This is a genomic window from Peribacillus kribbensis DSM 17871 (assembly GCF_000430765.1).
GTDB lineage: Bacteria > Bacillota > Bacilli > Bacillales > DSM-1321 > Paraperibacillus > Paraperibacillus kribbensis.
Genome location: NZ_AUMQ01000016.1, coordinates 183,681 through 207,599, shown reverse-complemented (window position 1 = coordinate 207,599; position 23,919 = coordinate 183,681). Strand labels below are relative to the sequence as shown.

Below are 23,919 nucleotides of genomic sequence, written 5' to 3'. Positions count from 1 at the left end.
CCCCCAACCTCATGTGAGGTTTTCTTACATCTTATGATATATGATATATCTTTTAAAAATGGTCGTCAATTTTTTTCTCGTTTTTAATTCCTTCATTGTTCTTTGTAAAAAGTATAATCCAATGTAAAGATGTACTTTTATATGGAGAGATGAAGCAGATAAATAAAAGTGGAATATTTATCCCTTTTAGTAAACATTTAAATAATTGAGCAGCTAAATACGATTCAGGTCTTTTTTGTGCGCATATCAGTAAAAAAAGTTTTTAAAATCAGCACATCGGGTAAATTACAATGTTTGGAGGATTTTCCAACTCATAAAAGGGAGGGGGTCGTTAAAAGAGAGGTAAACATACAATTGAAAAGCATGCAGTATGCTATCCTTCTGAAGAATTTACTATTTCGTAACACTGAGTTCATAAGTTCTTAACAATGGAGGCGTAGGGTTATAAGCGTAATAGATTAATAGGAGGCGGTATTTTTGAAGAAAAGGAACTTAGTTAAAGCCATCAATGTGTTGAGTGCTGCCGCACTGGCCACGTTGCTTTCTGTATCACCAGCTGTACATGCAAAAGATAAGGTCCAGAAAGAAACCAAAACCCCGATTAAGCATGTTGTCGTGATATTTGGTGAGAATGTATCATTTGACCATTACTTTGGTACGTATCCTTATGCTCTAAATATTAAAGGCGAGCCTCAGTTTAAAGCAAAGGCTAATACTCCTGAAGTAAATAATTTGTTAACACCAAAGGATTACAATCATACCCAGCCGGACATTTCTAAAACAAACCTTATTACGAATAACCCAAACACCGCAAATCCTGTCCGCCTGGATCGTTCACAGGCCATGACAGCTGATATGGATCATAACTACCATGATGAAATTGCAGCTGCTAATAAAGGAAAAATGGACAACTTTGTCACTGGCACTGGAAAAGGATCCAGCCTGGTCATGGATTATTATGATGGAAATACCGTTACGGCCCTTTGGAATTATGCCCAAAACTTTGCTATGAGCGACAATTCCTTTAATACCGTTTACGGACCTTCAACTCCAGGGGCAATCAACCTTATATCAGGCGAAACCCATGGGGCAGATTTATTTGACAAGAACGGACAAAAAGTGACGAATGATATCCTGAATGAATACGAAAACAGGACACTAACCGGAGATCCAAATCCTTATTTTGATAAGGCTTCAACAGGCGCGACCGCCAAAATGGATGACGCGAATAAAAATGTCGGCGACCTGCTTAACGCAAAGGAAGTTACCTGGGGATGGTTCCAGGGAGGATTCGCCGATCCCAATGCCAAGCATAAAAATGTAGGCGGGGCAGAGGTTACAGACTACAGTCCGCACCACCAGCCATTTGAATATTATAAATCTACTGCTAATCCAGATCATAAAGCACCAAGCTCAACCAAAATGATCGGCAGGACAGATCAAGCGAACCACCAATATGATATGAAGGATTTCTGGAAGGCGGTTGATTCCGGAAATATGCCTAGTGTAAGCTATCTAAAAGCCCCTATGTACCAGGATGGACATGCAGGCTATTCAGATCCGCTTGATGAGCAGCACTTTATCGTCAATACCATTAACCACCTGCAAAAAACGTCTGAGTGGAAGGATACGGCTGTCGTCATTGCTTACGATGATTCAGATGGATGGTACGATCATGTTTACTCACCTGATAACGGTCAAACCGAAGAATCAGGCAAAGCGGGTTATGGTCCAAGACTGCCGCTTCTGGTTGTTTCTCCTTATGCCAAAACAAATTATGTGGATCACTCCCTAACCGATCAAACCTCCATCCTTAAGTTCATTGAGGACAACTGGAAATTAGGTCGTATAGGCGGGGACTCTCTTGATAAAAAAGCAGGCAGCATGGAAAACATGTTTGACTTTAAAAAGGGACCAAGCCATAAAAAGATATTCCTTGATGAGGAAACCGGCCAGCCGGTAAATGGAAATAGTTTAAAGCCACACCAACATTAAGCAAAACCATCATACAATGAAAACAACCAGTATCTTACTAGATACTGGTTGTTTCACTGGCTGCCAGTTCATCGTAAGATCTTCAGGGAACCATTTTATCTATTTCTCATACATTTTTTCTCAACTCAAAACACCTCCGGGTTACTCGGAGGTGTATTAATGCGTCTCATTTTTAGCTAGGCTATTGTCTTTAAGGGCCTAAACAATCCTATTTTTTTGATAATGCAGTATAAGCATTTGCATCCCCAAAACCGAATAATGCATCTTGTCCTTTTTTACCGTAGTCTAAGGCTGTTTGCTTAATAGCAGCCTTTACCTGGGAAGGGGAATACTCAGGATGCTGGGCTTTGATTACACCGGCAATACCGGCAACCTTCGGTGAGGCCATGGATGTTCCGTGGAGATAGGCATATCCCTTATTATCGACCATGGTTGCATATCTATCTAGATAGGTTGGCCAAGTAGAGAGTGTACGATAAGTGAAGTCACGCTTGTTTAAATAATTTCCTGCAGGATCATTGCGATACAGGGAATCATATAAAGGACCGTTATCTCCGCCAGGAGCAGAAACATCGATAAAGCTATTACCATAGTTTGAATAGAAGGCCAATCCATCTGTTGACCACTTATTAGAGGAAGAAACGGTAATGACTCCTGGTGTACCTCCCGGAGTTTCAATGGCAACACCTTTGTACACCAATCCAGGTACAGCATACGCTTCATTCATATAATCGGTTAAGGACTTTTTATCACCATAATTAAGGGATTCGTTTCCTGCTGATGCAACAACGGTTACATTATGCTTTACGGCATAATTCACGGCACGCTTCCAAAGCAGTACGTCCGCGATGTCAGTATAACGAGTTCCGTCAAAATAGTACTTCAGATTGTCAAAACCGCCGATTGACATATTAATAACATCCACTTTGTCATTGGCTGCATCCACGATCGCATCCACAATCGGAGCAGTAGGGGCACTTCCGCTTGCATCGAAAATACGATATGCCCTTACTCCAAGATTTGGCCCAACCCCTTTAATTTTGCCGTTCCCCGCAATGGATCCTGCGACATGGGTTCCATGTCCGTTTGTATCTTTGACATTGGACTCGCCGCCCGTTTCCGAAGGAACGTTCCCATAATATCCGCCTGCTGGCACATAATTTCTGCCGCCGGCAAAGTTTGCTTTCAGGTCAGGATGATCGGCATCAATTCCTGAATCGATGATACCCACAACAGCTTTATGGTTAACGTTTCCGTTCACCTTGGCTCCGCCTGTTTCTATCTTGTAGGAATCCTTGTTATGGGTCAGTTTTTGCATATCCCATTGCTGGCTCCAGTAAGTTCCATCCTCGTCCGGTGTAACATCGACTCTCTGCCCGTCTGCTCCTGCCGGATCCACATTATCCAGCTTGTAGGTTTTCTCTACATTCACGGCGGATACATTCGAGTTTTTTCCCAGCTTGTCCAGAAAAGCAGGATCAGAAGAACTGACCTCTACACCGCCGATTTCAGGCATGGCAGAAAGAACAGTGCCGCCTGCATTTTTTATGGCAGTTTGATAGCCAGAAGGAAGAGAGGATTGATTGTAGGCAATCAGATATTTTTTTGCTTCTGCATTTGCATATGCTGTATCCATAGTGTTCACAGGGATTGCGGCCAGACTTAATGCGAGAAGGCTGCTTGCCACGATCCCCAGCCCTTTTTTCGACTTTTTCATTTTTTTGCCTCCTAAAAATTAGTACCACTTTCTATCATTTTATTTGAATATTTTTCGTATTCATATGAAATCCTTTCGTTAAATAACGACAACAAAAGAGAGGATAATGATGAAATCTGTTACAAAAAAAGTCTCACTTTTAATTTTCATCCTTCTATAATTTGACGACTAATGGAAATAACGGTGTATAATTAAATGGTAACGCTTTCATTTGAAAAGGAGGAAAGAAAATGTCACTTTCGGATCAATTGTCTTATATGTCGGTTGCAGAGCTATCATCTAAGATATTGCGTAAAGAACTATCTCCTGTAGATGTAATAGAAGCGGTTATTAGTAGAATTGAAGCAAGAAATAAAAGTTTAAATGCCTTTGTTCATGTGGACTTCGAAGGGGCAAGAGAAAGGGCGAAGAAAGCGGAAGAGGAGCTCATGTCTGGAGTGGAGCTTGGAATCATGCATGGAATTCCATCAGCGATCAAGGATCTGTTCGATTTTAAACCAGGCTGGCCCTCTACTTTTGGCGGCATTCGGGCATTAAAAGAGTATATCGCTGATTTCTACTGCCCTTATGCAGAACGTATGGAAAATAGCGGGGCAATCCTCATAGGAAAGACAAACAGCCCTGTCATGGGCTTCCGCGGTACATGTGATAATTATTTATTTGGTCCGTCACGCAATCCTTTTAATCTAGCAAAAAATACCGGCGGCTCATCCGGTGGAAGTGCGGCAGCGGTGGCTGATGGGCTGCTCCCGATTGCAGAAGGCACGGATGGAGGCGGCTCCATCCGTATACCTGCGGCATGGTGCGGCTTATACGGGTACAAGGCATCCTTCGGGCGTGTTCCCTCCATTGCGAGACCAAACGCGTTCGGCGGCATCAATCCATTCCTATTTGAAGGAACCTTAACAAGGAATGTGGAAGACGCAGCCATTGGGTTAACGGTACTTGCGGGGTATGATCCAAGAGATCCTTTTAGTCTGGATGATAACGTAAACTATTTATCCGCATTGAGGAAGTCTGTCAAAGGCATGAGAATTGCTTATAGCCCTGATTTTGATATCTTCCCGGTGGATCATCAGATTGCGGAAACCGTAAAAAATGCGGTACAGGTATTTGAACAAGCTGGTGCCCATGTAGAAGAAGTGAAGTTCGGCATTAACCGGGATCAGCGTGAATTAAGCGATTTATGGTGCCGATTAATTACACCGATCAATATCGATTCCCTGGAAGGATTCAAGGCGCAGGGCATTGATATCCTGAACGATCATAGCGATGATCTGCCTCCGGAGTACAGGGAGTGGGTTGAAAAAGGCTATAAGATGAATGTCCTCGATATCAACCGGGATCAGCACATGCGCACAGAAATATACGACGCTATCCAAAATATCCTGAATCAATATGATTTAATTATCACTCCGACTGTAGCAGCCCTGCCTGTTGATAACGCAACTGACGGAAATACAAAGGGTCCGGCTCACATCAATGGAGTGGAAGTCGACCCATTGATTGGCTGGTGTCTAACTTACTTTACGAACTTCACCGGCCACCCTTCTGCCTCCATCCCGGCAGGTTTATCAAAAGAAAATCTTCCGATCGGGATGCAAATCATAGGCCGCCGATATGCGGATACAGATGTATTGGCAGCCAGCAGCGTCTTTGAAAGGATGAGACCCTGGAGTCATATATATGATATTTGTAAGAACAGGGATTCCGGGAAGGTATACACAACTTGATCCTCTCTGGGTCTTCATACAAAACAACCAGTATCTATTCGATACTGGTTGTTTCAGTGACTGCAGCGTTTCCACTTGCCTGAGTCAATTCATTAAGGCTGACAATCATCTTCTCCAAATCAATAAAACTTGAACTGATGGCTTCAATCCGGTCCGTCTGGAGCTGGAGTGCAGCGCTCATTTCTTCAATGGAGGCACTGGATTCTTCTGTGACATGGGAGATAGTGCCGATTTCTTGGCCGATGGACTGGGCGTTTGTATCGATATCAAGCAGCATTTCTTGTATTTCTCCAGCTTTTGCTGAAACGCCATTCATATTTTCCGTGATCTTGTAGAATATATCTTTGGAAGTTTCGGCTGTCTTTTGGCTGTGTTCGATAGCTTCATTTCCTTTTTTAATCTGTGAGGATACGGCTTTTGTCTGGTTTTCAATATCCTTCAATATGCTTGCGATATCCTTCGCGGAGGATCCGGCACCTGTGGCGAGCTTCCTAATTTCGTCGGCCACGACGGCAAAGCTTTTTCCATATTCACCTGCCCTGGCTGCTTCAATCGATGCATTCAATGCGAGCAAATTGGTTTGGCTGGCAATCCCTTCGATGGCTTTTAAAATCGTACTGATGCTTTGCGTCCTATCCTCGAGCGCTGACATCAAATCAACAGTTTCCTCCTGTATTTCAACTACACTCTGAAGCTCAGTCTGCAAGCCTTGAATCATTTCATTTCCTTGGTTGGTGACACTGGAGGTCGAGATGGAAAGGTCCTTCAACCCCTTGGAACGTTCCGAAACACCGGTAATATAGTCATTCGTTCCGGAAATCTTTTCATTAATATCCACGATGCCGGCTGCCTGCAGTTCGATTCCTTTTGCCGTTTCTAGATAACCGGCAGAAATCTCTTTGGAAATTTCCATTGTATGAGTAACATTTTCAAATAGGATTTTTCCAAATTGTTCAACCTTCTCTATGGAGATTTTTATTTCAGAAAGAAGGTCTGTTACCTTTTGTTCATTTTTCTTAACGTCCATTACTACCCTTTTACCAAGCATGGTGATCGAATAGGCAACAATCCCAATCATAAAAATAAGGATGTATATGACGATGTAGTCCAATATTTCTTTTCCTTGATAGGAAGGGTTAAAAAAGATGAAGATCGTATTTACCGCTAAGGCGTATGAGGTGGCAATAATAATTACTTTGCTATCTAAATAAATCAAGGAAAGGACGATATACAAGGGAATGGCGCCCCAGATTTCACCTGTAGGAACAAATCCCAAGAAAATTAAGGCCAACACAAAAGACGTGGCGGTAATATAGTACTTTCCTTTTTGGGACTGGTAAGTCTTTTTATAAACCAAATACAGCAGGCCGGACAAAATGGGGATCATGATGCCTGTGATCATAAATGATTTCCATGTGAAGAGATGGAAGAGTGTGAATACTAAAAAGATGGGCAGGCAGGATATCATTAACGCAATCTCGGCGAAAGTCAGTATTTTAGAGCCGAATTTATCATAAACAGAAGCTTGCATGGTGTGTCGTTTTCCTCCTTTTTATAGTAGATAAGACCTATGTATTCTTACAACTTATATATCGTCAAATAGTTTCATGTTTTAATATCTTTCTAATAAAATACTTTTTATTCGAGATAAAACAATGTATTCGTAATAGTACCAACAAAAAAGGCAGCTTTACTAAGCTGCCTTCAATAGGAATGAAACATTTGAAAATTAAAAGAGAAAACGCTTATTCACCAACTTGTATCACAGTAAACTCAGCAATGGACCACCAGCTGGAGGCTGAACCAGTCTGCACAACCTTGATATAGCGTGCATTCTGCTGCGGAAAGTCCACAATCACCTTTGCTCCGCTTCCAGTCCCAGCTGCAGCCGGAAATCCCCAATTGACACCGTCATTGGAAACATACACTTCATAGCCTCTGGCATAATCATTAGTGCTTCCTGCGGAGTCCATCACGATCCGGTTGAAGCTTTTGGCTGACTGCATATCGATGGTCAGTGACTGACCCGCTTTCATGGCCTGTCCAGCGCTCCATCGCGTATTTGAATTTCCATCCAGCACAGCGTTCGGATCGCCGCTGCTCGTTGTTACATTCGTGGAAGCCTTCCATCCTGTCCGGTCTAAGACTGATTCGGCCTTGCCTGTCACGGCGCTTGCGGTATTACTGGATCCTGACGTATTGCCGGAGGAATCCTTGGCCTTTACAAAATAATTATAGGCAGTCGAGGACTTCAAGCCGGTGTCTGAATAGGTCATTGAAGTAGTGGAACCAATATACACACCATCCCGGTAAATTTCATATTCTGATACTCCTGTGTTGTCTGTGGCAGCACTCCAGTTTAGTTTGATTTCACTGCTTGAAACAACGGAAGCAGTCAGATTAGCCGGTGCTTCTGGTGCGACGCGGTCGCCGCCTGCAAATGCTGTAACAGTCTGCCTCATGGCATTTCCGGCAGTGCCGTACACTCGGCCCCCGGCATCATTAATCACATGGGTGATTTCACTGCCAGCCATACCGTTCAGCCAGATGGTGGTCATATTATGCATGTTCACACCCTGACGATCTGGAACCTCAATAGCCCGGTGCAATTTAACTGCAGCATCCCTGAAGTAGGAATATACCCCAAGCCCCCAGGCTTCATGTGAGGCCGCTGAGTCACTTACTTTATAGGAAGCATATCCGTTGATTGTTCCATTATGGCTCATCCAGCCTTCCTGGTTTGGAACATCATATGGAATCTCGGATTGATAGAAGTAAGTCCGTCCTCCATTGCCGTTCCACACCACCTGGTACTTTTGAAAGTGTTCCACAAACAGACCGTAAAGGGTAACGTCATCACCATTAACCGTCAGTCCATTGTCTGCGGTGTTCACATCCCAGCCCACTTCATTTCCATGGTCCGCACGCCAAATCCAGAAATGATCGCCGATTACATCATTGGAGTTGATTTCAAGGCTGGTTTCGGCTCTGCCAACCTTTTCTCCTCCTCCAACCCGGAAGAAAAGATCATAAAGAGAGATGGGGTTTGCCGAATGGTCTTTATGGCTGCCGTTCGTTCCTACCTTCAGCAGAGAAGGGGAGCTCTTTGTACCTGCGTCAAAAAGGAGGCCGGCAATCTTCACTCCGTCCACATCCAGAACCTTCATCGCTTCTTTGCCGTTATCCGGGATCAACGTCGCGAAGCCAAGTCCCATGACAACTGTATTAGGCACCCGTACATGTATAGGTTCCTTCAGGTGGTATACTCCTGGAGTGAACAGGATGTTTTTCCCCTTGCTCAGTGCAACATTGATGCTTCCTGAGGTAGAGGTATCCGGATCAGCGATATAAAATGTATCCAAAGAAAGAGACTTGCCTGGTGTGGGGCCGTTTTTCCAGGTCACTCCCTGAGAATTCTTCTGGAGATCCGGTACAAACACGTTATACTTTCCGGTTTTATCCATGTACAAATAAGGCTTTTCCCCTATCACAGGAGTTTTCTCGATAACCGTGAAGGGATTGTTCGGGAAGGAAGCGGCATGAGGTTTCTGATCCCCCACCATTACCGTATTCCAGACACTGTTGGTCCAGTTGGGATATTCATTGTTCCTTGAGAAGAATTGCTGCTGGGAAGCGGGGATGACCTGCTTGTCCATGATGGAATCAGCGATATACCCGCCGCTTGACCAGCCGGCATTCCAGTTCTTATCAAAGTCAAACAGCTGCAGCTCTCCCATGATATGTACCCGTCTCATCGGGGCAGCCTGTGATACCGCATAGCGGGTAACACCGTTTGCTGGCTTAATGCTCAGGTTTTCGACAGAGCGCCAGAAATTCTGGGTCGCGTTGCCGTCAAACCATTTGGCATCCACATTCAGTCCGCCATTAATCACCACATCAGCAGGATTCTTCCCGAGACCGGCCACTGTCGTATAAAACCCAACTTTGATGTTAATATTGTAGGTTCCAGGCTTAAACAGAAGCTCGTATTTTTCCTTGCCGAACTGATTGGTTTCCTGGGCTTTGAACACGTCATCACAAATTTTTTGAATGTCTTCACTGGGCATGGAAGGATCAAAAACATACACATTGGGACCGAGAGGGGACTTGTTTGCTTCGTTTATGCTCGCAGCATGAGAAGAAGAAGGCTTAAAGAGTAAGAGAGTCATAAACAAGAGTACTAGGGTAACTGGCCAAAAAAACCTTTTTTGCATGGGCTAACCTCCTGATTCTTTATTTACAACGTCGTTAAGCAGTTTGTGGTCCTCCTTATTTTAACAGAAATGTAAACGTATACATAGAGTTCTGCATTGCGAAAATGATAGACTAGTAATTAGAATTACTATTAAAGCTAGTATGTACAGAGAAAACTGGAAAAGCTAGCGTTGGTACCAGTCCGCAGTAAAGCAGAAATCGGGGAGGGTCACTGTCGCCGGCATAACGAAGGAAGTCAAATTTGGGGCGGTCGACGGCCCCATTAATAACCTCATCGACAATGCCTGCCGCAAGAAGTACCATAGCAGTCCTTATCTTGATTCGATGATCAGGACGCGTGCCAGGGCTGCGACAGTCCAAGTGATACCAAAGCCGCCAATTATAGATTAGCGAATTAATAATCAATCCTATAAGGAAGGGTGAGGAAAAATTCAATGGAATATGTGAAACTCGGTAATACAGGATTGGATGTATCACGTCTTTGTCTCGGCTGTATGAGTTTTGGTGAAGCCCAAAAGTGGATTCATAAGTGGGTGCTTAATGAAGGGAACAGCAGAACAATTATAAAAAGAGCCCTGGAGCTTGGTATTAATTTTTTTGATACGGCAAATGTTTATTCAATGGGAACAAGTGAGGAATATCTTGGACGGGCACTAAAAGACTTCGCTAATCGTGATGAAGTGGTAGTTGCAACCAAGATCCACGGTCAGATGCATAAGGGTCCTAACGGAGCCGGTCTTTCAAGGAAGGCAATCATGAGTGAGATTGATAAGAGTCTTAAAAGGCTGGGGACGGATTATGTGGATCTCTATATCATCCACCGTTGGGATTATAATACTCCTATTGAAGAAACAATGGAGGCACTGCATGACATTGTGAAGGCGGGTAAAGCAAGATACATCGGAGCTTCTGCCATGTATGCCTGGCAATTTCAAAAGGCATTACATATTGCCGACAAAAAGAATTGGACGAATTTTGTATCCATGCAGAATCACTTGAATCTCATCTACCGTGAAGAGGAGCGGGAAATGCTGCCGCTTTGTAAGGAAGAAGGAATTGGCGTAACTCCTTACAGCCCTCTTGCATCGGGGAGATTGACGCGTGATTGGTCGGAAAAAACGTATCGTTCTGAAACCGACCAAATCCAAAAATCTAAATACGATGCGACCGCTGATGCAGACCGATTGGTAGTAGAACGAGTTTCAGCAATCTCAGAAAAATATGGGGTTCCACGCATCCATATCGCCCTTGCCTGGCTGCTGCAGAAGGAACCGGTAACATCTCCTATTATCGGAGCTACAAAAATATCTCATCTCGAAAATGCTGTTGGTGCTCTAACCACTAAGCTAACAGCTGATGACATTGCTTATCTAGAGGATCCATATGTACCACACCCTATAGTTGGACACAACTAATTCAAATATTTGTTTCTCTTGAAAATCATTCGCTGTCTCCTGTAATGTATAAAAATGATTTTATTCTCACCATTCCGGGAATAAGGAGGGCAGGAATAACAAAAATCAAATCTCGTATGTTGAAAGTGGTGGAACAATGAAATCAGGCAAATTGCAAAATATGAATATCCCTCCAATCGCTCTTGGTACATGGTCATGGGGCACAGGCGGAAACGGCGGGGATGCTGTTTTTGGAAATCATCTTAGCGAAAAAGAATTAAAGCCTGTTTTTGACACGGCAATGGAAGCCGGATTTAATTTATGGGATACTGCGGCTGTATATGGGATGAACGCTTCAGAGAACATTTTAGGAAGCTTTATTAAAGATCGGAAAGATGTGCTCATTTCCACTAAATTTACGCCGCGGATGGCTGGGGATAATGACAATGCGGTTGAGGAAATATTGAATGGAAGCCTGGACCGGCTCGGTCTTGAGTATGTGGATATTTATTGGATTCACAGCCCGGAGGATGTACAGAGATGGACACCCAAACTGATTCCTTTAATGAAAAGCGGAAAAGTAAAGCATGTTGGTGTCTCCAATCATAATTTGGAAGAAATTAAACTAGCAGCAAGCATTCTGGCACAAGAAGGGCTGAAGATTTCAGCTGTACAAAATCATTACAGCCTGCTTTACCGGTCCTCGGAAGAAGCCGGAATCATAGATTACTGCAAAGAAAATAATATGGTGTTTTTCTCGTATATGGTCCTGGAACAAGGAGCTTTAACAGATAAATATAATAGAAATAACCCCATGCCAAGCGGTACCAGAAGAGGCGAGGCCTTTAATCAAGAGGTTCTGGCCAAGATTGAAAGCTTAATCCAAGAGATGAAAGAAATCGGCAGCAAACACCAGGCATCAACTGCCCAGATTGCAACAGCCTGGTCCATGGCGAAAGGGACCGTACCGATCATTGGTGTGACGAAAACGTCCCATATTGAGGATGCGATCAAAGCTTCAAAGATCAATTTGACAGATCAGGATGTCCGCAAACTTGAGGAAGCCGCAAAAGAAACCGGTGTGGAAGTAAAAGGCGCATGGGAAAAGTCCATGCATGAATCGAAAGAGTGAACTCGGCCAGCAGGATAACTCATAACGCATGCTAGCTTAACAGTTTTGAATTAACCTTTTCTATCCATATATACAATCTTACGTATTTATGTTATGATTGTATGAGTAAAATATTATGTCGGGACTAATAGACTTTCCTTAGTCACTCCCCCATAGTGGAAGGGAGGCTAAGACGATATGTCCTTAGACCATACAAGAACCATGCTGGAAACCTTAAAACAGTATCCCGACTGTGAGATTTCTTTAACCTTCAATGATCCTGATCAACAGCCGTTATTGTCTGTTTGCTATAAAAATAATAGCATAGAAATAACCAATATTCAGACACTTGTTGTTGACACATATGACGATATTGAATCAACTCTAAACGCTATTGAAAAAACAATAAATGACTTTTACCAAAAAACCTCTAATTAATTGGAGGTTTTTGTTTATTATTCAGTTTGCAAGTAAAAACTTATTTACCAGATTAAGTACATGAAATTGAAAAAAAGGGTAGATAGAATGTGAAATGGGGCTTAATCTCTTCATTCCCATTATATTGATTGTAAGCGTTTGCATATGCAGGGCCGAATATGAGGTGGTCCATTCAAAAGGCAAAGTAAAGACTCCTTGAACAGGATGAGAAGCGCCAGGTGACTATAGCCCTTGTCCCGAAGCATAAAATTCCTTATTTGAGATTCATTTTAATGAGTGGATGCAAAAAGTACTCACGATATTGGAGAAGATGAATCAGCGTACCATAAATGATCCGGGCGATTCAGCAAAAAAATGGATTTTGGATAATTTTGGAGAAATATCACATTGATAACATTGCCAGGGCCATCCATATGAATCTCACTTATTTCTGTGAGCCTGTGATAGGAGTAATTGCCCTTTAATTTAATAATACGAGGAGGAGAAGTCATGACACAGTATTTGGTTACGGTTCACCACCCTAACGACTACGACCCGGCCGTCGCAGAGGACGAAGCGATGTCCCGCGATATCTATGAACTCAACGAGGAAATGAAGGCCGCCGGTGTCAGGGTTTTTGTTGGCGGTCTGTACCCGGCAAGCAGCGCTGTATCGATGCGGGCGCAGCCTGGTGGTGAGGTGCTTACTTCTGAAGGGCCATACCTTAAGACCAAGGAGTGCGTGGGCGGTTTATGGGTGCTGGAAGCCGCTGATCTGGACGAGGCACTCGAGTGGGGGAGGAAGGCCGCCGTTGCCTGTCGAGTACCGATCGAGGTGCGCCCGTTTCGCTGATAGAGGCTCCGACTGAAGCAACTGAGCGGCATGGACGGGAACCGCAGATCTATGTAATCTTCGTCGCAAGTAAACCGTACCACGGTGCTTCAGTTCCATTTTTGTGATATAGCACAGGCGATGAGTCCCGATGTCGGACAATCCGATTTAGCCTGCACATTACTTTCGCAGGACCAAATGCCATCTTGGCTGTAATCTGTTAAAAATGGTGCTACAACCATTTGGGAACGCTGGAACTCGTAATCCAAAGAAGAACGTTTTGGTCCAGTAAGTATGTATTCCTTTAATCATTTTTTGAGATGGCACCATTGGGGAATGGAGTATAGTGACTTGGCTGGTATCTCTAGCGATACAGCTATGCCTGGTTTCAAGCAAAACATTCTTAAGCCTACTATTGACCATGACAAACGGACCAATAAGTTCCGTTCCATTATTGCAGGCTCTAAGCAATTATAGGAAGAAGATAGATGGCCTGACAGTTCAGCTGTTGGGTTCTTTTTATTGGCTCTTTTCGTAAACTTGTGTGGCTATTAAATGAATGTGTATATTTTGGTAATGCGACACGATTCCTATTGTTTTTGCCTTTTCTGATTTTTAAAGCAAAAGTTGTTGACACTGAAAATAAATTTATGATATTATTGAAAATTTGATAAAAAATAATATGTATGTTAAGGTTAAGAAGGTTACAATATATGGAGGTGGATTATTTGTTTCAAATTGGCGATAACATTGTTTATCCAATGCAAGGAGCAGGAATAATTAAGGCCATAGAAGAAAAGGAATTCTCAGAGGAAAAACAACAGTATTATGTCATAAAAATGTTAATCAGTAATATGCAAGTCATGATTCCTACGGGTAAAATATTGAGTTCAGGTATACGTCCTATTACTGACATAGTTGCATTAAAGCACATCATTAATATTTTTCATCATGGGGAATCAGATCGATTACTGCCGTGGAAACAAAGGTATAGAGTAAACTCGGACAAAATGAAAACAGGAAAAATCCAAGAATGTACTGAAGTTGTACGTGATTTAATGCGTATGAAGAAAGAAAAAGCACTTAATACAAGTGAAAAAAAAATGTTAGATAACGCACATGAATGTTTGATTAGTGAACTGGAATTAATTAAAGGGATTACTGAAAATCAAATAAAAAGTTTCTTTTAAAGGTATTTTAGAAAATGTATTACATCTCCCAAATTTATTATTAAATGTAAATCTTTTCAAAGACATTCACTTCTCCAACCTTTAGAGTCATTAACCTCATTTGTATTTCTACAATCTTATCCATTTTTATTATTTAAAATTCTTTTACGAACGGGAAATTTCATCAATAACTCGATAAAATAGTCACTTGATTTTTGTGATCCTGATTCACACTGGCACGGACAAGGAGCCGTAAGGATGAAAGAGAGGTAGGGCTTTCATTGTTTTAGGTATACAATATATATTACTTAAGTCATTATTTCTAGAAGAAAAAACATTTAAGCTTACCTCAATCTTAAAAAATTTTTTACATCCACTGAGACAGTGAATAGTAATTGTTTATCTTCTTTACGTAAAGGTAAAACTGTTTAATTTTATTAAACAGGAAAGGCAGGCTTTATGGGAGGCTGTTTCTTTTTTGTTAAACAAAGTATCCCACTCGACGGCGTACTAATGCGATTACATCCTGAACTTTTCATCGAAAACTCCCTAAAAATCTCTTATAATAGAAAAAGGCACCTGGTACAGACCTCTTGAAATTTTTTTAAAGGAGGCAATGATCGTGCAAACAACCAAAATTACAGTTGCAGCAACCGTCCAGGCCCCGGTAGAAAAGGTGTGGAAGTATTGGACAGAGCCAGAACATATCATGAAATGGAACAATGCTTCGGAGGATTGGCACACACCATCTGCTGAAAATGATGTAAGAGCAGGCGGTAAGTTCGTCACCCGAATGGAAGCGAAGGATGGCAGTGCAGGTTTTGATTTTGGCGGTACTTATGATGAAGTGACACCACATAAGGTTCTTGCTTACACCATGGATGATGGAAGAAAGGTTACCATCACGTTTGAAGGCAGAGGAAACGAAACCGAAGTAACGGAAACGTTTGACGCTGAAGCCGCTCATCCCATTGAGTTTCAACAGCAAGGCTGGCAGGCGATCGTAAACCATTTTAAAACATACACCGAACAGACAGACGATTAAAAAGTTTTATCATAACATATGGCTTATCTGGGAATAAAACCTTCCTTCAGATACAGCCATTTTTTTATTTTCGGAAAAAACTCCTATTATTCCTTTAAAAAATCTTCAATTATTTATTCAAATTTACTCCCTCCAATGGCTAATTATTTCAAATATGTTTAAACATTTAAAATATTCTGATAGTATTTGATAGTAAGGAGGGATGTTATGGATATAAGTATTGAAAGAATTAGTAGCGATTTGGAGAACGTAGTAAGGTTCAATCAAACTCCCGGTAATGGATGCACCCGCTTCTCGTATAGTAAAGAAGATCGGCAGGCAAGGGATTACATAATGGAATTAATGAGCGGGCTTGGAATGTCCATTAACGTGGATGGAGTCGGCAATATCCGTGCCAGGTTCGGAATGGAATCGGAAAGTCCGGCCATCATGATAGGCTCTCACATTGACACGGTTGAAAACGGCGGGAAATACGATGGTTTAATTGGTGTTCTGGCTGCTTTAGAAACAATCAGGGTTTTAAAGGAAGAAAAGGCCGTGCTGGATCATCCGATCGAATTAATTATTTTTGCCGAGGAAGAAGGATCAAATTTTGGCGTAACGATGCTTGGCAGTAAAGTGTTAACTGGGAAACTCACGATTGATGAATTAAAATCGCTTAAAAACAAAAATGGCATATCAGCTTATGAAGTCTGTAAAAATTTTAATCTTAACATTGAGGGTATTGAAAAAGACGTGATTAAAAAAGGTGAAGTGCTATCCATGATAGAGCTGCATATCGAGCAGGGGGCTGTCCTGGAAACAGAAAAAAAGTCTATTGGAATTGTTCAGGCCATCACGGGGATGAAGACATTCAAAGTAACACTTGAAGGAGATTCCAATCATGCTGGCACAACACCGATGAATTTACGAGCCGATCCTATGGCAGGTGCTGCCAAAGTTATTGCTTCGATTCAGCATGCGGCCAGGAATCTTGCCTTGCCCACAACTACAGCGACGGTTGGAAGGCTTTTTTGCACGCCGAATATGGCCAATGTGATTCCAAAAAAGGTAGAGTTTTATATCGATATAAGGGATGTCGAGCCGGAGGGCATTAAAAGAGTAGTCGATTACATTACGGAAAGGTTATGTGAGGTTTCCAAAGAGGATTGCCTTAAGAGCCGTATCGAATTAATTGGGAAATCCAGCAGCGTGAAGCTTTCCTCAAGTGTGATCTCTTTAATGGAACAGGCAGCTGCCGAAAGCGGCGCACCTTATATGAAGATCAATAGCGGCGCTGTCCATGATTCAGCCATGATGGCGGATGTGACAGATGTGGGGATGATTTTTATACCGAGCATTGGAGGAAAAAGCCATTGTCCGGAAGAATATTCAAGAGTAGAGGACATCAAGGCTGGCTGCAGCTTGCTGCTCAAGACAGTGAAGTCCTTGGCTGTTAGAAAAAGCATTGAAATTTAAGGAGGGAAAGAGATGAGTTTGCTTATTAAGGGCGGAACCATTGTAACAGCTGTGGATGAGTTTGTCGGGGATATTTTAGTAGAGGGAGAAAAGATCGTCGCCATTGGCGAGAATCTGCATGCTTCGGCGGAAAATGTCATTGATGCGGCGGGCAAATATGTGCTGCCTGGCGGGGTGGATCAGCATGTGCATTATTCCTTTGATTTTAAAGGACAAAGAGTCAGAGGATTTGAAACATCAAATGCGGCAATTGTCGGGGGAACCACCACCGTTATTGAATTTGTCAACCAGGAGCATGGGAAGGGAATTGCCGAATCGATTTTTGACTATGACAAAAAGGAAGTCGCCCATGTTGCATCAGTGGACTATGCCTATCATGGTATCGTATGTGAACCTTCGGATGAATTGTTTAAGGAAATTCCGGATCTTCCTGGACAAGGCCTTCCTACGATTAAATTATTCATGGCCTATAAAGGACAGCCGTTTCACAGTGATGATGAGGCACTTTTTAAAGCGTTAAAGGCGGCAAAAGAGGCAGGGGTGACTGTCATGGTTCACGCCGAAAATGCAGATGTGATTGATATCCTGCAAAAGGACTGCTTGGCTAAAGGATTAACAGACCCTTATTATCATGCAGAATCAAGGCCGCCTCTTGTAGAAATTGAGGCTACACAGCGGGCCATCTATCTGGCACAAATGGCTGAGGCACCCATTTATATCGTGCACGTCACGGCCAAGGAAGTGATGGAAACCATCAGAAACGCCGCCAACAATGGAGTTCCGGTATATGGAGAGACATGTACGCATTACCTTATGCTGGATAAAGAGGATTTGGCCAAGCCGGATTTTGAAGGCGCCAAATATGTATGCTCTCCGGTATTACGAACGGAAAAAGACCGCCATGCCCTTTGGGAAGCCATCAATAATGGCTGGTTAAATGCTGTAAGCTCTGACCACTGCGGCTTTGATTGGAAGCATCAGAAGCATATGGGAAGGAACGACTTTACCAATATACCAAATGGTTCCCCGGGTGTGGAAAATCGGTTAGCAATTCTTTGGACGTACGGAGTGAAGAAAGGGAACATTTCAAGGCAGCGGCTTGTTGATTTATATGCGACTACACCTGCCAAAATCAATGGCTTGTCCCATCGCAAAGGTCATATCGGTGTTGGAATGGACGCGGATCTTGTGGTATACGATCCCAATCATACGTCGATCATTAGCGCGGAAACCAGTCTTCATGGCGTTGATTTTAATATTTATGAAGGATTTGAACAAGAAGGCAAAGTGGATAAGGTATTGCTCCGCGGCAAACTTATGGTGGATGACGGTAAATTCATTGGCGAAAAAGGGGATGGGCAGTTTATTCCTGGAACAGCTTATGGTTTATGCTATGAGTCTAGCAATAAAGAAAAACAGGATCAGCCTGTCAACGTATAAAACATACCTCAAAAAATCCATCCTTTTTACAGACATGGAATCAGTAAATGGGAAACATGACCCGGTTTTCTTTAAAGAAAGGCTGTCCAGCGGCCGGGTTTTAACGATCTTGGCAGCGAATCCTGCATAGAGTCGGCACCCCAGTTCTAATAATCTACGGGTAGTGAATAAGAAAGGGGTTTAGTGTTGTATGCAAAGCCATAAAAATGAAATAAGTTCAAGTTCGCTGACGAACCATGACTTGGTACCCACAACGGCAGAACAACGAACATGGAAAACGGCTAATTTTGTTTCGATGTGGGTAGGGGCCCTTAACAACATTCCCACGTATGTAACCATCGGTGGTTTAGTCGTTTTAGGTTTTTCTCCATTGCAAGTCATTGGAATTGTTTTGGTGGCGTCGCTTATCCTCTATGCAGCTTTGACACTTAACGGCCATACAGGTTCTAAATTTGGAATTCCTTTTCCGGTTATAGCCAGAACCTCCTATGGAATCCGCGGCGCTAATATACCTGCCCTTTTACGGGGATTTGTTGCCATAATGTGGCTGGGTATACAAACCTTTGCGGGAAGCACAGCACTAAGGATCGCGATTTCGAGTATGTGGCCTGGCTGGGACAGCTTTGGGGGCGGTTCGAAAATCTTAGGCATCGATTTACCTGGACTACTTTCCTTTTTAATTTTCTGGTCTTTGCACCTTCTTGTGCTGAAGTCAGGAATGGAATCGCTGAAAAAGTTCCAGAAATGGACGGGCCCGATTGTGGGGATTGTGATTATCGCAATGTTGATATGGGCCCTGAAGACGGCGGGAGGAATGAGTGCCATTTATTCGCTGCCCAGCAAATATGATACGTTCGGGAAAGCGTTCTTTCCTTTCCTTGCAGCTGTTACGGGTGTGATCGGTTATTGGGCTACTTTAATCTTAAATGTACCCGACTTTACCCGATTTGCCAGATCACAGAAAGACCAAATTAAAGGCCAGCTCATTGGATTGCCGGTTATTTTCACAGTGTTTACCTTTGCTACTGTCACAATTGTAGGAGCAACTGCCGTCGCTTATCACACACCCCTGTCAGATCCTGTTGAGACATTAAGACATTTCAATAGTCCGTTTCTTATTGCTATTTCGGCATTTCTTCTTTCTTCTGCCACGGTAACGGTCAATGTGATTGCGAATATGGTGTCCCCAGCCTATGACCTGGCAAATTTGTTTCCTAAGTATATCGATTTTAAACGCGGATTTTATATTACAGCCTTTCTGGCTCTATTCACATTTCCATGGGAGCTTATGAAAAATGCGGATTCCATTTTCACCATGTTAAACATGATAGGAGGATTTCTTGGCCCTGTTGCGGGCGTTATGATCGCTCATTACTTTAACATAAAGAAGCGCGAAATCAATATGAAAGATCTCTACACCTACCGAGGAGAATATATGTATTATAAAGGGTATAACTACCGGGCGTTCCTCGCCACTGTTGTGGGGGCTGTCCTGGCCTTGATCGGCCAGTTCGTACCCGCCATGAAGAATGTATATGAAGTTTCCTGGTTTGTCGGGGTCATTACGGCCTACATTTTATACATTGTGCTGATGCGTGTCCATCCTCCTGCCACGGTGACAATGCCTGCACATGTGGAAGAAGAAAGAACACACGCATAGACACCCGATGTTCTCATTTCCTTGCAGAGTGTCCAAAACGGCAAGCGGCATCAAAACACGATTTAGTAGTCATACTATATAAACTAGAAATGATAAAGCGGCTGCTTTGGCAGCCTTTTCTTTTTCACTTTAGAAGGTGATCTTTGCCTTGTACATGGGTTACCTTAGTAGACTATTATTTATATTTCTAAGCTCTGTACCTCAACTTTCTAAATTACAATTTCAGAGTTTCATACCCAAACATTTCAAAGTCTTAGTAATTTAAGAATGATTATGAAACTTTTTTGCTGTTTGTAACTGTGTAAAATAATTGATGTTAGGAGCGGCGAATCGAGTTACACGTTTTGAAAATTATTTTCCAATAATATCGAAGATACACAATAACGCTGAATACCTTTTGTAAACAGTTTTTTGAAAGTCGATATATTTTTAAAAATTTGAAATCTTTTTCTTGTAAATTGAAAAGGCTTTCAATTATACTGATACTAAACCGTTTTACAAAAACGGTTTAGTAAATATTTATGGATAAAGCTAGGAATGTGAAATCTGAAAAAGGAGGAATAAATGTGGCGTCAAATATAGGAGTATTGACTCTTGGGGATGCAATGATAACGCTTAATCCCTCAGAAACAGGGCCCTTGCGGTTTGTCACGAACTTTGAGCGAAAAGTCGGGGGAGCTGAACTGAATTTCGCGATTGGCTGTGCCCGGCTTGGTTTACGGTCTAAGTGGATCAGCCGCTTAGGAAATGATGAATTCGGGCGCGTTATCTTTAATTTCGCCCGGGGAGAAGGAGTGGATATGGATGATGTAACATTTGTGGACGGTTATCCTACTTCACTGAATTTTAAAGAAATTCGGGAAGACGGTTCCGGCAAAACCTACTATTACCGCCACCAGTCCCCCATCCTTACATTACAGCCAGAAGATATCACCAAAAAAATGTTCAACGGAATCCAGATCCTGCATATTTCTGGCGTTTTCCTGGCTATCAATCCCAAGAATCTCGACATTGCAAAACGACTCATTGACATTGCAAAAGAAAAAGGAATTCCTGTTTCATTTGATCCGAATATCCGTTTGAAGCTTTGGACCATTGAAGAAGCGAGGAAAGCGTATTTCGATATCTTGCCTTCAGTTGATATCTTGTTGACAGGGCTTGAAGAGATTGAATTAATCCTTGGCAGTGATACAGAATCGTCCTTAACCCAATTTGCCGATACATATCAGATCGACCAGCTTGTCATTAAAGATGGAGCAAATGGTTCTAAGCTGTTTACTGGCGGAACGTGGTACCAGGAAAAGGCTTTTCCGGTCAATCCTATTGATACTGTGGGGGCAGGGGATGGCTTCGATGCTGGGTATATCTATAGTTTCCTAAAAGGGGAAGATTTCCGGGAAAGGCTTCGTTTTGCCAATGCAGTGGGTGCCATTGTGACGACGGTATCCGGTGATAATGAGGGATTGCCGTATTTGGAGGAAGTCTTGAATTTAACGAACAACGAAAAGGTCATTGAACGATAAGGGACGATGGAGTAAAAGCAAGTCCTGCAATGGTTCGAATCAGCTTTATCATCCAACAAAGCAGCGGTAGAAGGGAAAAAGCCCGCGAATCAGCCATAATTCACCGTTTGGATGAGGGCAATATCAATGTATACATACAAATTGAGGGTAGGAGGAAAAAATATGTCAACGAAAGTGATCCAAGCAGAAGAAGCAAAACATTTAGCAAGCAAGAAACTACAGGAGGCGGGCCTTATACCTGAGCACGCGGAGAAAGTAGCGGAGGTACTCGTCCATGCAGACCTTAGAAATGTAAATTCTCACGGTGTGCTCCGGACAGAACATTATGTAAACCGCCTGAATGCAGGTGGAATCAATCCCAACGCCCAGATAACCTTCAAAGCAACAGGGCCGGTGACCGGGATCGTTGACGGAGATGACGGATTTGGACATGTAATCGGGGACGTTGCTATCAACCACGCCATCGAAATGGCAAGAGAAAACGGTGTCGGAATGGTAACAGCTATTAACAGCAGCCATTGCGGAGCATTAAGCTATTTTGTACAAAAAGCGGCAGAAGCCAACCTGATCGGGATGGCCATGACCCATACAGACAAACTCGTCGTACCTTTCGGGGGAAGAGCCCCTTTTCTAGGGACAAATCCCATTGCATACGGTGTACCGGCTAAAACGAAAAGACCATATATCCTGGATATGGCCACGTCCAATGTAGCACTAGGGAAAATCCTGCAGGCGCGTGAAGAAGGAAAAGAAATCCCAGCAGGCTGGGGTGTCGATGAAAACGGGGCAGCCGTGACGGACCCAAATAAGGTAGTATCCCTATCCACATTCGGCGGGCCGAAAGGTTACGGTCTTTCCGTGATCGTCGATATCTTTTCCGGGCTATTAGCTGGAGCGGCTTTTGGCCCCCACATCTCCAAAATGTATGGAGATCTTGATAAAAAGCGTAAGCTGGGACACTACTTCTGTGTAATCAATCCGTCGTTCTTCACGGACATTGACGAATTTTTAGAACAAATGGATAGGATGTTGGATGAGCTGCAAGAAGCTCCCCCAGCTCCTGGTTTCGATCGAGTTTATGTACCCGGAGAGATCGAACAGCTGCATGAGGAAAGAAATAAAGAACGCGGCATAGAGATTGCAGCGAGTGTCTACGAGTTTCTAAAAAAGTAGGTGGAGTGATGAAAGCCGTTCAGGTCCAAAAACCGCATCAGCTTGAAATGATCGAAGTAGACATGCCGGAACTGAAAAAACCATCGGACGTGCTCGTGAAGGTAAAGCGAGTGGGGATTTGCGGCTCTGATATGCATATTTACCATGGCACAAATCCCCTAGCCACATTGCCGCGCGTCGTTGGGCATGAAGTAGCGGGAGAAGTAATGGCCGTCGGAACAGATGTGGAAAGGTTAAAAGTCGGGGATCACGTCGTGGTCGAGCCTATCCGCTGTTGCGGCTCTTGTTATGCCTGCCGTAAAGGCAGACCGAATGTATGCGCCTCACTTTCCGTATTTGGTGTCCATGAAGAAGGCGGAATGAGGGAATGGTTTGTACTTCCTGAAAAGCAGCTTCATCCTGTGGATCCTGAGATCCCGTGGGAAGAGATTGTGATGGTGGAGCCCTATACGATCGGTGCCCAGGCGGTATCGAGAGGCGAAGTAGAGGCAGGGGACACCGTTCTCATTCAAGGAGCAGGACCTATCGGCATATGCGTCTTAAAATTGGCGAAACTCCAGGGTGCTTCTGTCATGATCACCGATCTGAATGAAGAACGGTTAGAATTTGCGAGGCTGAATGGAGCGGATGTGACCGTTCGTGCGGCAAAGGAAGATGTGCAGCAAAGGGTCCGGGATTGGACAGAAGGCGAAGGAGCCAATGTGGTGATAGATGCCGTTTGTCTCCCGCAGACCTTTGAATTATCAATAGAAGTTGTTTCCGAGGCAGGCAGAGTGGTGGTTCTTGGGTTCGATGGACGAGCATCGTCCATTCCGCAGCTTCCCATCACAAAAAAAGAAGTGACCATATCGGGTTCGAGATTGCAAACGTTTCAATTCCCTAAAATAATAGATTTGTTGAATCAAGGAAAGCTGCGCCATGACGGGCTGGTAACACACTCATTCTCTTTTGAACAAGTAAAAGAAGCGTTCGCATACGTTGAAGAACATCCAGACTTGGTGAGAAAAGCAATACTCGTATTTGACTAAAGGGAGGTAC

Annotated in this window: 18 protein-coding genes and 1 pseudogene; 16 read left to right on the top strand and 3 right to left on the bottom strand. The window is 43.2% G+C overall.

What is annotated here, in order from left to right:
- Positions 1 to 477 precede the first annotated feature (477 nt).
- Complete coding sequence (locus H539_RS27455) at positions 478 to 1,995, top strand: phospholipase C (RefSeq protein ID WP_035321704.1); 1,518 nt, start codon at positions 478 to 480, stop codon at positions 1,993 to 1,995.
- A gap of 208 nt (positions 1,996 to 2,203) precedes the next feature.
- Here H539_RS27455 and H539_RS0100920 read toward each other — a convergent pair whose 3' ends face one another.
- The gene (locus tag H539_RS0100920) at positions 2,204 to 3,712 is read right to left on the bottom strand and encodes a S8 family serine peptidase (RefSeq protein ID WP_026691950.1); all 1,509 of its coding nucleotides are present in this window, start codon (positions 3,710 to 3,712) and stop codon (positions 2,204 to 2,206) included.
- Positions 3,713 to 3,942: 230 nt separating this feature from the next.
- Between H539_RS0100920 and H539_RS0100915 the strand changes: the two genes are divergently transcribed.
- Positions 3,943 to 5,445, top strand: a complete 1,503-nt coding sequence (locus H539_RS0100915; protein ID WP_026691949.1) for an amidase — start codon at positions 3,943 to 3,945, stop codon at positions 5,443 to 5,445.
- Between the two features lie 34 nt (positions 5,446 to 5,479).
- On the opposite strand, the gene H539_RS0100910 is transcribed toward H539_RS0100915, so the two are convergent.
- Complete coding sequence (locus H539_RS0100910; protein WP_026691948.1) at positions 5,480 to 6,976, bottom strand: methyl-accepting chemotaxis protein; 1,497 nt, start codon at positions 6,974 to 6,976, stop codon at positions 5,480 to 5,482.
- Positions 6,977 to 7,190: 214 nt separating this feature from the next.
- Positions 7,191 to 9,659 carry a discoidin domain-containing protein gene (locus H539_RS27450; RefSeq protein WP_051348385.1) on the bottom strand — a complete coding sequence of 823 codons (2,469 nt, stop codon included), beginning with the start codon at positions 9,657 to 9,659 and terminating at the stop codon, positions 7,191 to 7,193.
- A 181-nt stretch (positions 9,660 to 9,840) separates the two neighbouring features.
- Between H539_RS27450 and H539_RS30490 the strand changes: the two are divergent.
- The 14 genes and pseudogenes from H539_RS30490 to H539_RS0100830 form a co-directional block, all read left to right on the top strand.
- Positions 9,841 to 10,050: pseudogene (locus tag H539_RS30490) on the top strand (DUF2255 family protein); the annotation flags it as partial.
- 44 nt (positions 10,051 to 10,094) lie between these two features.
- Positions 10,095 to 11,075 (top strand): aldo/keto reductase, encoded by a 981-nt coding sequence (locus H539_RS0100900; protein WP_026691947.1) that lies wholly within the window; start codon positions 10,095 to 10,097, stop codon positions 11,073 to 11,075.
- A 136-nt stretch (positions 11,076 to 11,211) separates the two neighbouring features.
- The gene (locus H539_RS0100895) at positions 11,212 to 12,186 is read left to right on the top strand and encodes an aldo/keto reductase (RefSeq protein WP_026691946.1); all 975 of its coding nucleotides are present in this window, start codon (positions 11,212 to 11,214) and stop codon (positions 12,184 to 12,186) included.
- 177 nt (positions 12,187 to 12,363) lie between these two features.
- Complete coding sequence (locus H539_RS0100890) at positions 12,364 to 12,603, top strand: hypothetical protein (protein ID WP_026691945.1); 240 nt, start codon at positions 12,364 to 12,366, stop codon at positions 12,601 to 12,603.
- A gap of 489 nt (positions 12,604 to 13,092) precedes the next feature.
- Entirely contained in the window at positions 13,093 to 13,434 is a 342-nt protein-coding gene (locus H539_RS0100875) for a YciI family protein (RefSeq protein ID WP_026691944.1), read from the top strand.
- Between the two features lie 330 nt (positions 13,435 to 13,764).
- Positions 13,765 to 13,890: a hypothetical protein gene (locus H539_RS33025; protein ID WP_281171365.1), complete on the top strand. Its 126-nt coding sequence runs from the start codon at positions 13,765 to 13,767 to the stop codon at positions 13,888 to 13,890.
- 236 nt (positions 13,891 to 14,126) lie between these two features.
- Positions 14,127 to 14,603, top strand: a complete 477-nt coding sequence (locus tag H539_RS0100865; RefSeq protein WP_026691943.1) for a CarD family transcriptional regulator — start codon at positions 14,127 to 14,129, stop codon at positions 14,601 to 14,603.
- A 601-nt stretch (positions 14,604 to 15,204) separates the two neighbouring features.
- Positions 15,205 to 15,627 carry an SRPBCC family protein gene (locus H539_RS0100860; protein WP_026691942.1) on the top strand — a complete coding sequence of 141 codons (423 nt, stop codon included), beginning with the start codon at positions 15,205 to 15,207 and terminating at the stop codon, positions 15,625 to 15,627.
- A gap of 207 nt (positions 15,628 to 15,834) precedes the next feature.
- Entirely contained in the window at positions 15,835 to 17,085 is a 1,251-nt protein-coding gene (locus H539_RS0100855; protein WP_026691941.1) for a Zn-dependent hydrolase, read from the top strand.
- Positions 17,086 to 17,097: 12 nt separating this feature from the next.
- A complete protein-coding gene (gene hydA, locus H539_RS0100850) occupies positions 17,098 to 18,525 on the top strand; it encodes a dihydropyrimidinase (protein ID WP_026691940.1) in 1,428 nt (475 codons plus the stop codon).
- A 190-nt stretch (positions 18,526 to 18,715) separates the two neighbouring features.
- Complete coding sequence (locus H539_RS0100845; RefSeq protein ID WP_026691939.1) at positions 18,716 to 20,185, top strand: NCS1 family nucleobase:cation symporter-1; 1,470 nt, start codon at positions 18,716 to 18,718, stop codon at positions 20,183 to 20,185.
- 566 nt (positions 20,186 to 20,751) lie between these two features.
- Positions 20,752 to 21,708 (top strand): sugar kinase, encoded by a 957-nt coding sequence (locus H539_RS0100840; RefSeq protein ID WP_026691938.1) that lies wholly within the window; start codon positions 20,752 to 20,754, stop codon positions 21,706 to 21,708.
- A gap of 162 nt (positions 21,709 to 21,870) precedes the next feature.
- Entirely contained in the window at positions 21,871 to 22,881 is a 1,011-nt protein-coding gene (gene allD, locus H539_RS0100835; protein WP_026691937.1) for an ureidoglycolate dehydrogenase, read from the top strand.
- A gap of 8 nt (positions 22,882 to 22,889) precedes the next feature.
- Positions 22,890 to 23,909, top strand: coding sequence for a zinc-binding alcohol dehydrogenase family protein (locus H539_RS0100830; RefSeq protein ID WP_026691936.1), 1,020 nt, complete (start codon positions 22,890 to 22,892; stop codon positions 23,907 to 23,909).
- Positions 23,910 to 23,919: the final 10 nt, after the last annotated feature.

Bases quoted from the DNA above. Each gene is read 5' to 3' on its own strand.
- H539_RS0100920 (WP_026691950.1), bottom strand. From the start codon at position 3,712: ATGAAAAAGTCGAAAAAAGGGCTGGGGATCGTGGCAAGCAGCCTTCTC.
- H539_RS0100915 (WP_026691949.1), top strand. From the start codon at position 3,943: ATGTCACTTTCGGATCAATTGTCTTATATGTCGGTTGCAGAGCTATCA.
- H539_RS0100910 (WP_026691948.1), bottom strand. From the start codon at position 6,976: ATGCAAGCTTCTGTTTATGATAAATTCGGCTCTAAAATACTGACTTTC.
- H539_RS27450 (WP_051348385.1), bottom strand. From the start codon at position 9,659: ATGCAAAAAAGGTTTTTTTGGCCAGTTACCCTAGTACTCTTGTTTATG.
- H539_RS0100900 (WP_026691947.1), top strand. From the start codon at position 10,095: ATGGAATATGTGAAACTCGGTAATACAGGATTGGATGTATCACGTCTT.
- H539_RS0100895 (WP_026691946.1), top strand. From the start codon at position 11,212: ATGAAATCAGGCAAATTGCAAAATATGAATATCCCTCCAATCGCTCTT.
- H539_RS0100890 (WP_026691945.1), top strand. From the start codon at position 12,364: ATGTCCTTAGACCATACAAGAACCATGCTGGAAACCTTAAAACAGTAT.
- H539_RS0100875 (WP_026691944.1), top strand. From the start codon at position 13,093: ATGACACAGTATTTGGTTACGGTTCACCACCCTAACGACTACGACCCG.
- H539_RS0100865 (WP_026691943.1), top strand. From the start codon at position 14,127: ATGGAGGTGGATTATTTGTTTCAAATTGGCGATAACATTGTTTATCCA.
- H539_RS0100855 (WP_026691941.1), top strand. From the start codon at position 15,835: ATGGATATAAGTATTGAAAGAATTAGTAGCGATTTGGAGAACGTAGTA.
- hydA (WP_026691940.1), top strand. From the start codon at position 17,098: ATGAGTTTGCTTATTAAGGGCGGAACCATTGTAACAGCTGTGGATGAG.
- H539_RS0100845 (WP_026691939.1), top strand. From the start codon at position 18,716: ATGCAAAGCCATAAAAATGAAATAAGTTCAAGTTCGCTGACGAACCAT.
- allD (WP_026691937.1), top strand. From the start codon at position 21,871: ATGTCAACGAAAGTGATCCAAGCAGAAGAAGCAAAACATTTAGCAAGC.
- H539_RS0100830 (WP_026691936.1), top strand. From the start codon at position 22,890: ATGAAAGCCGTTCAGGTCCAAAAACCGCATCAGCTTGAAATGATCGAA.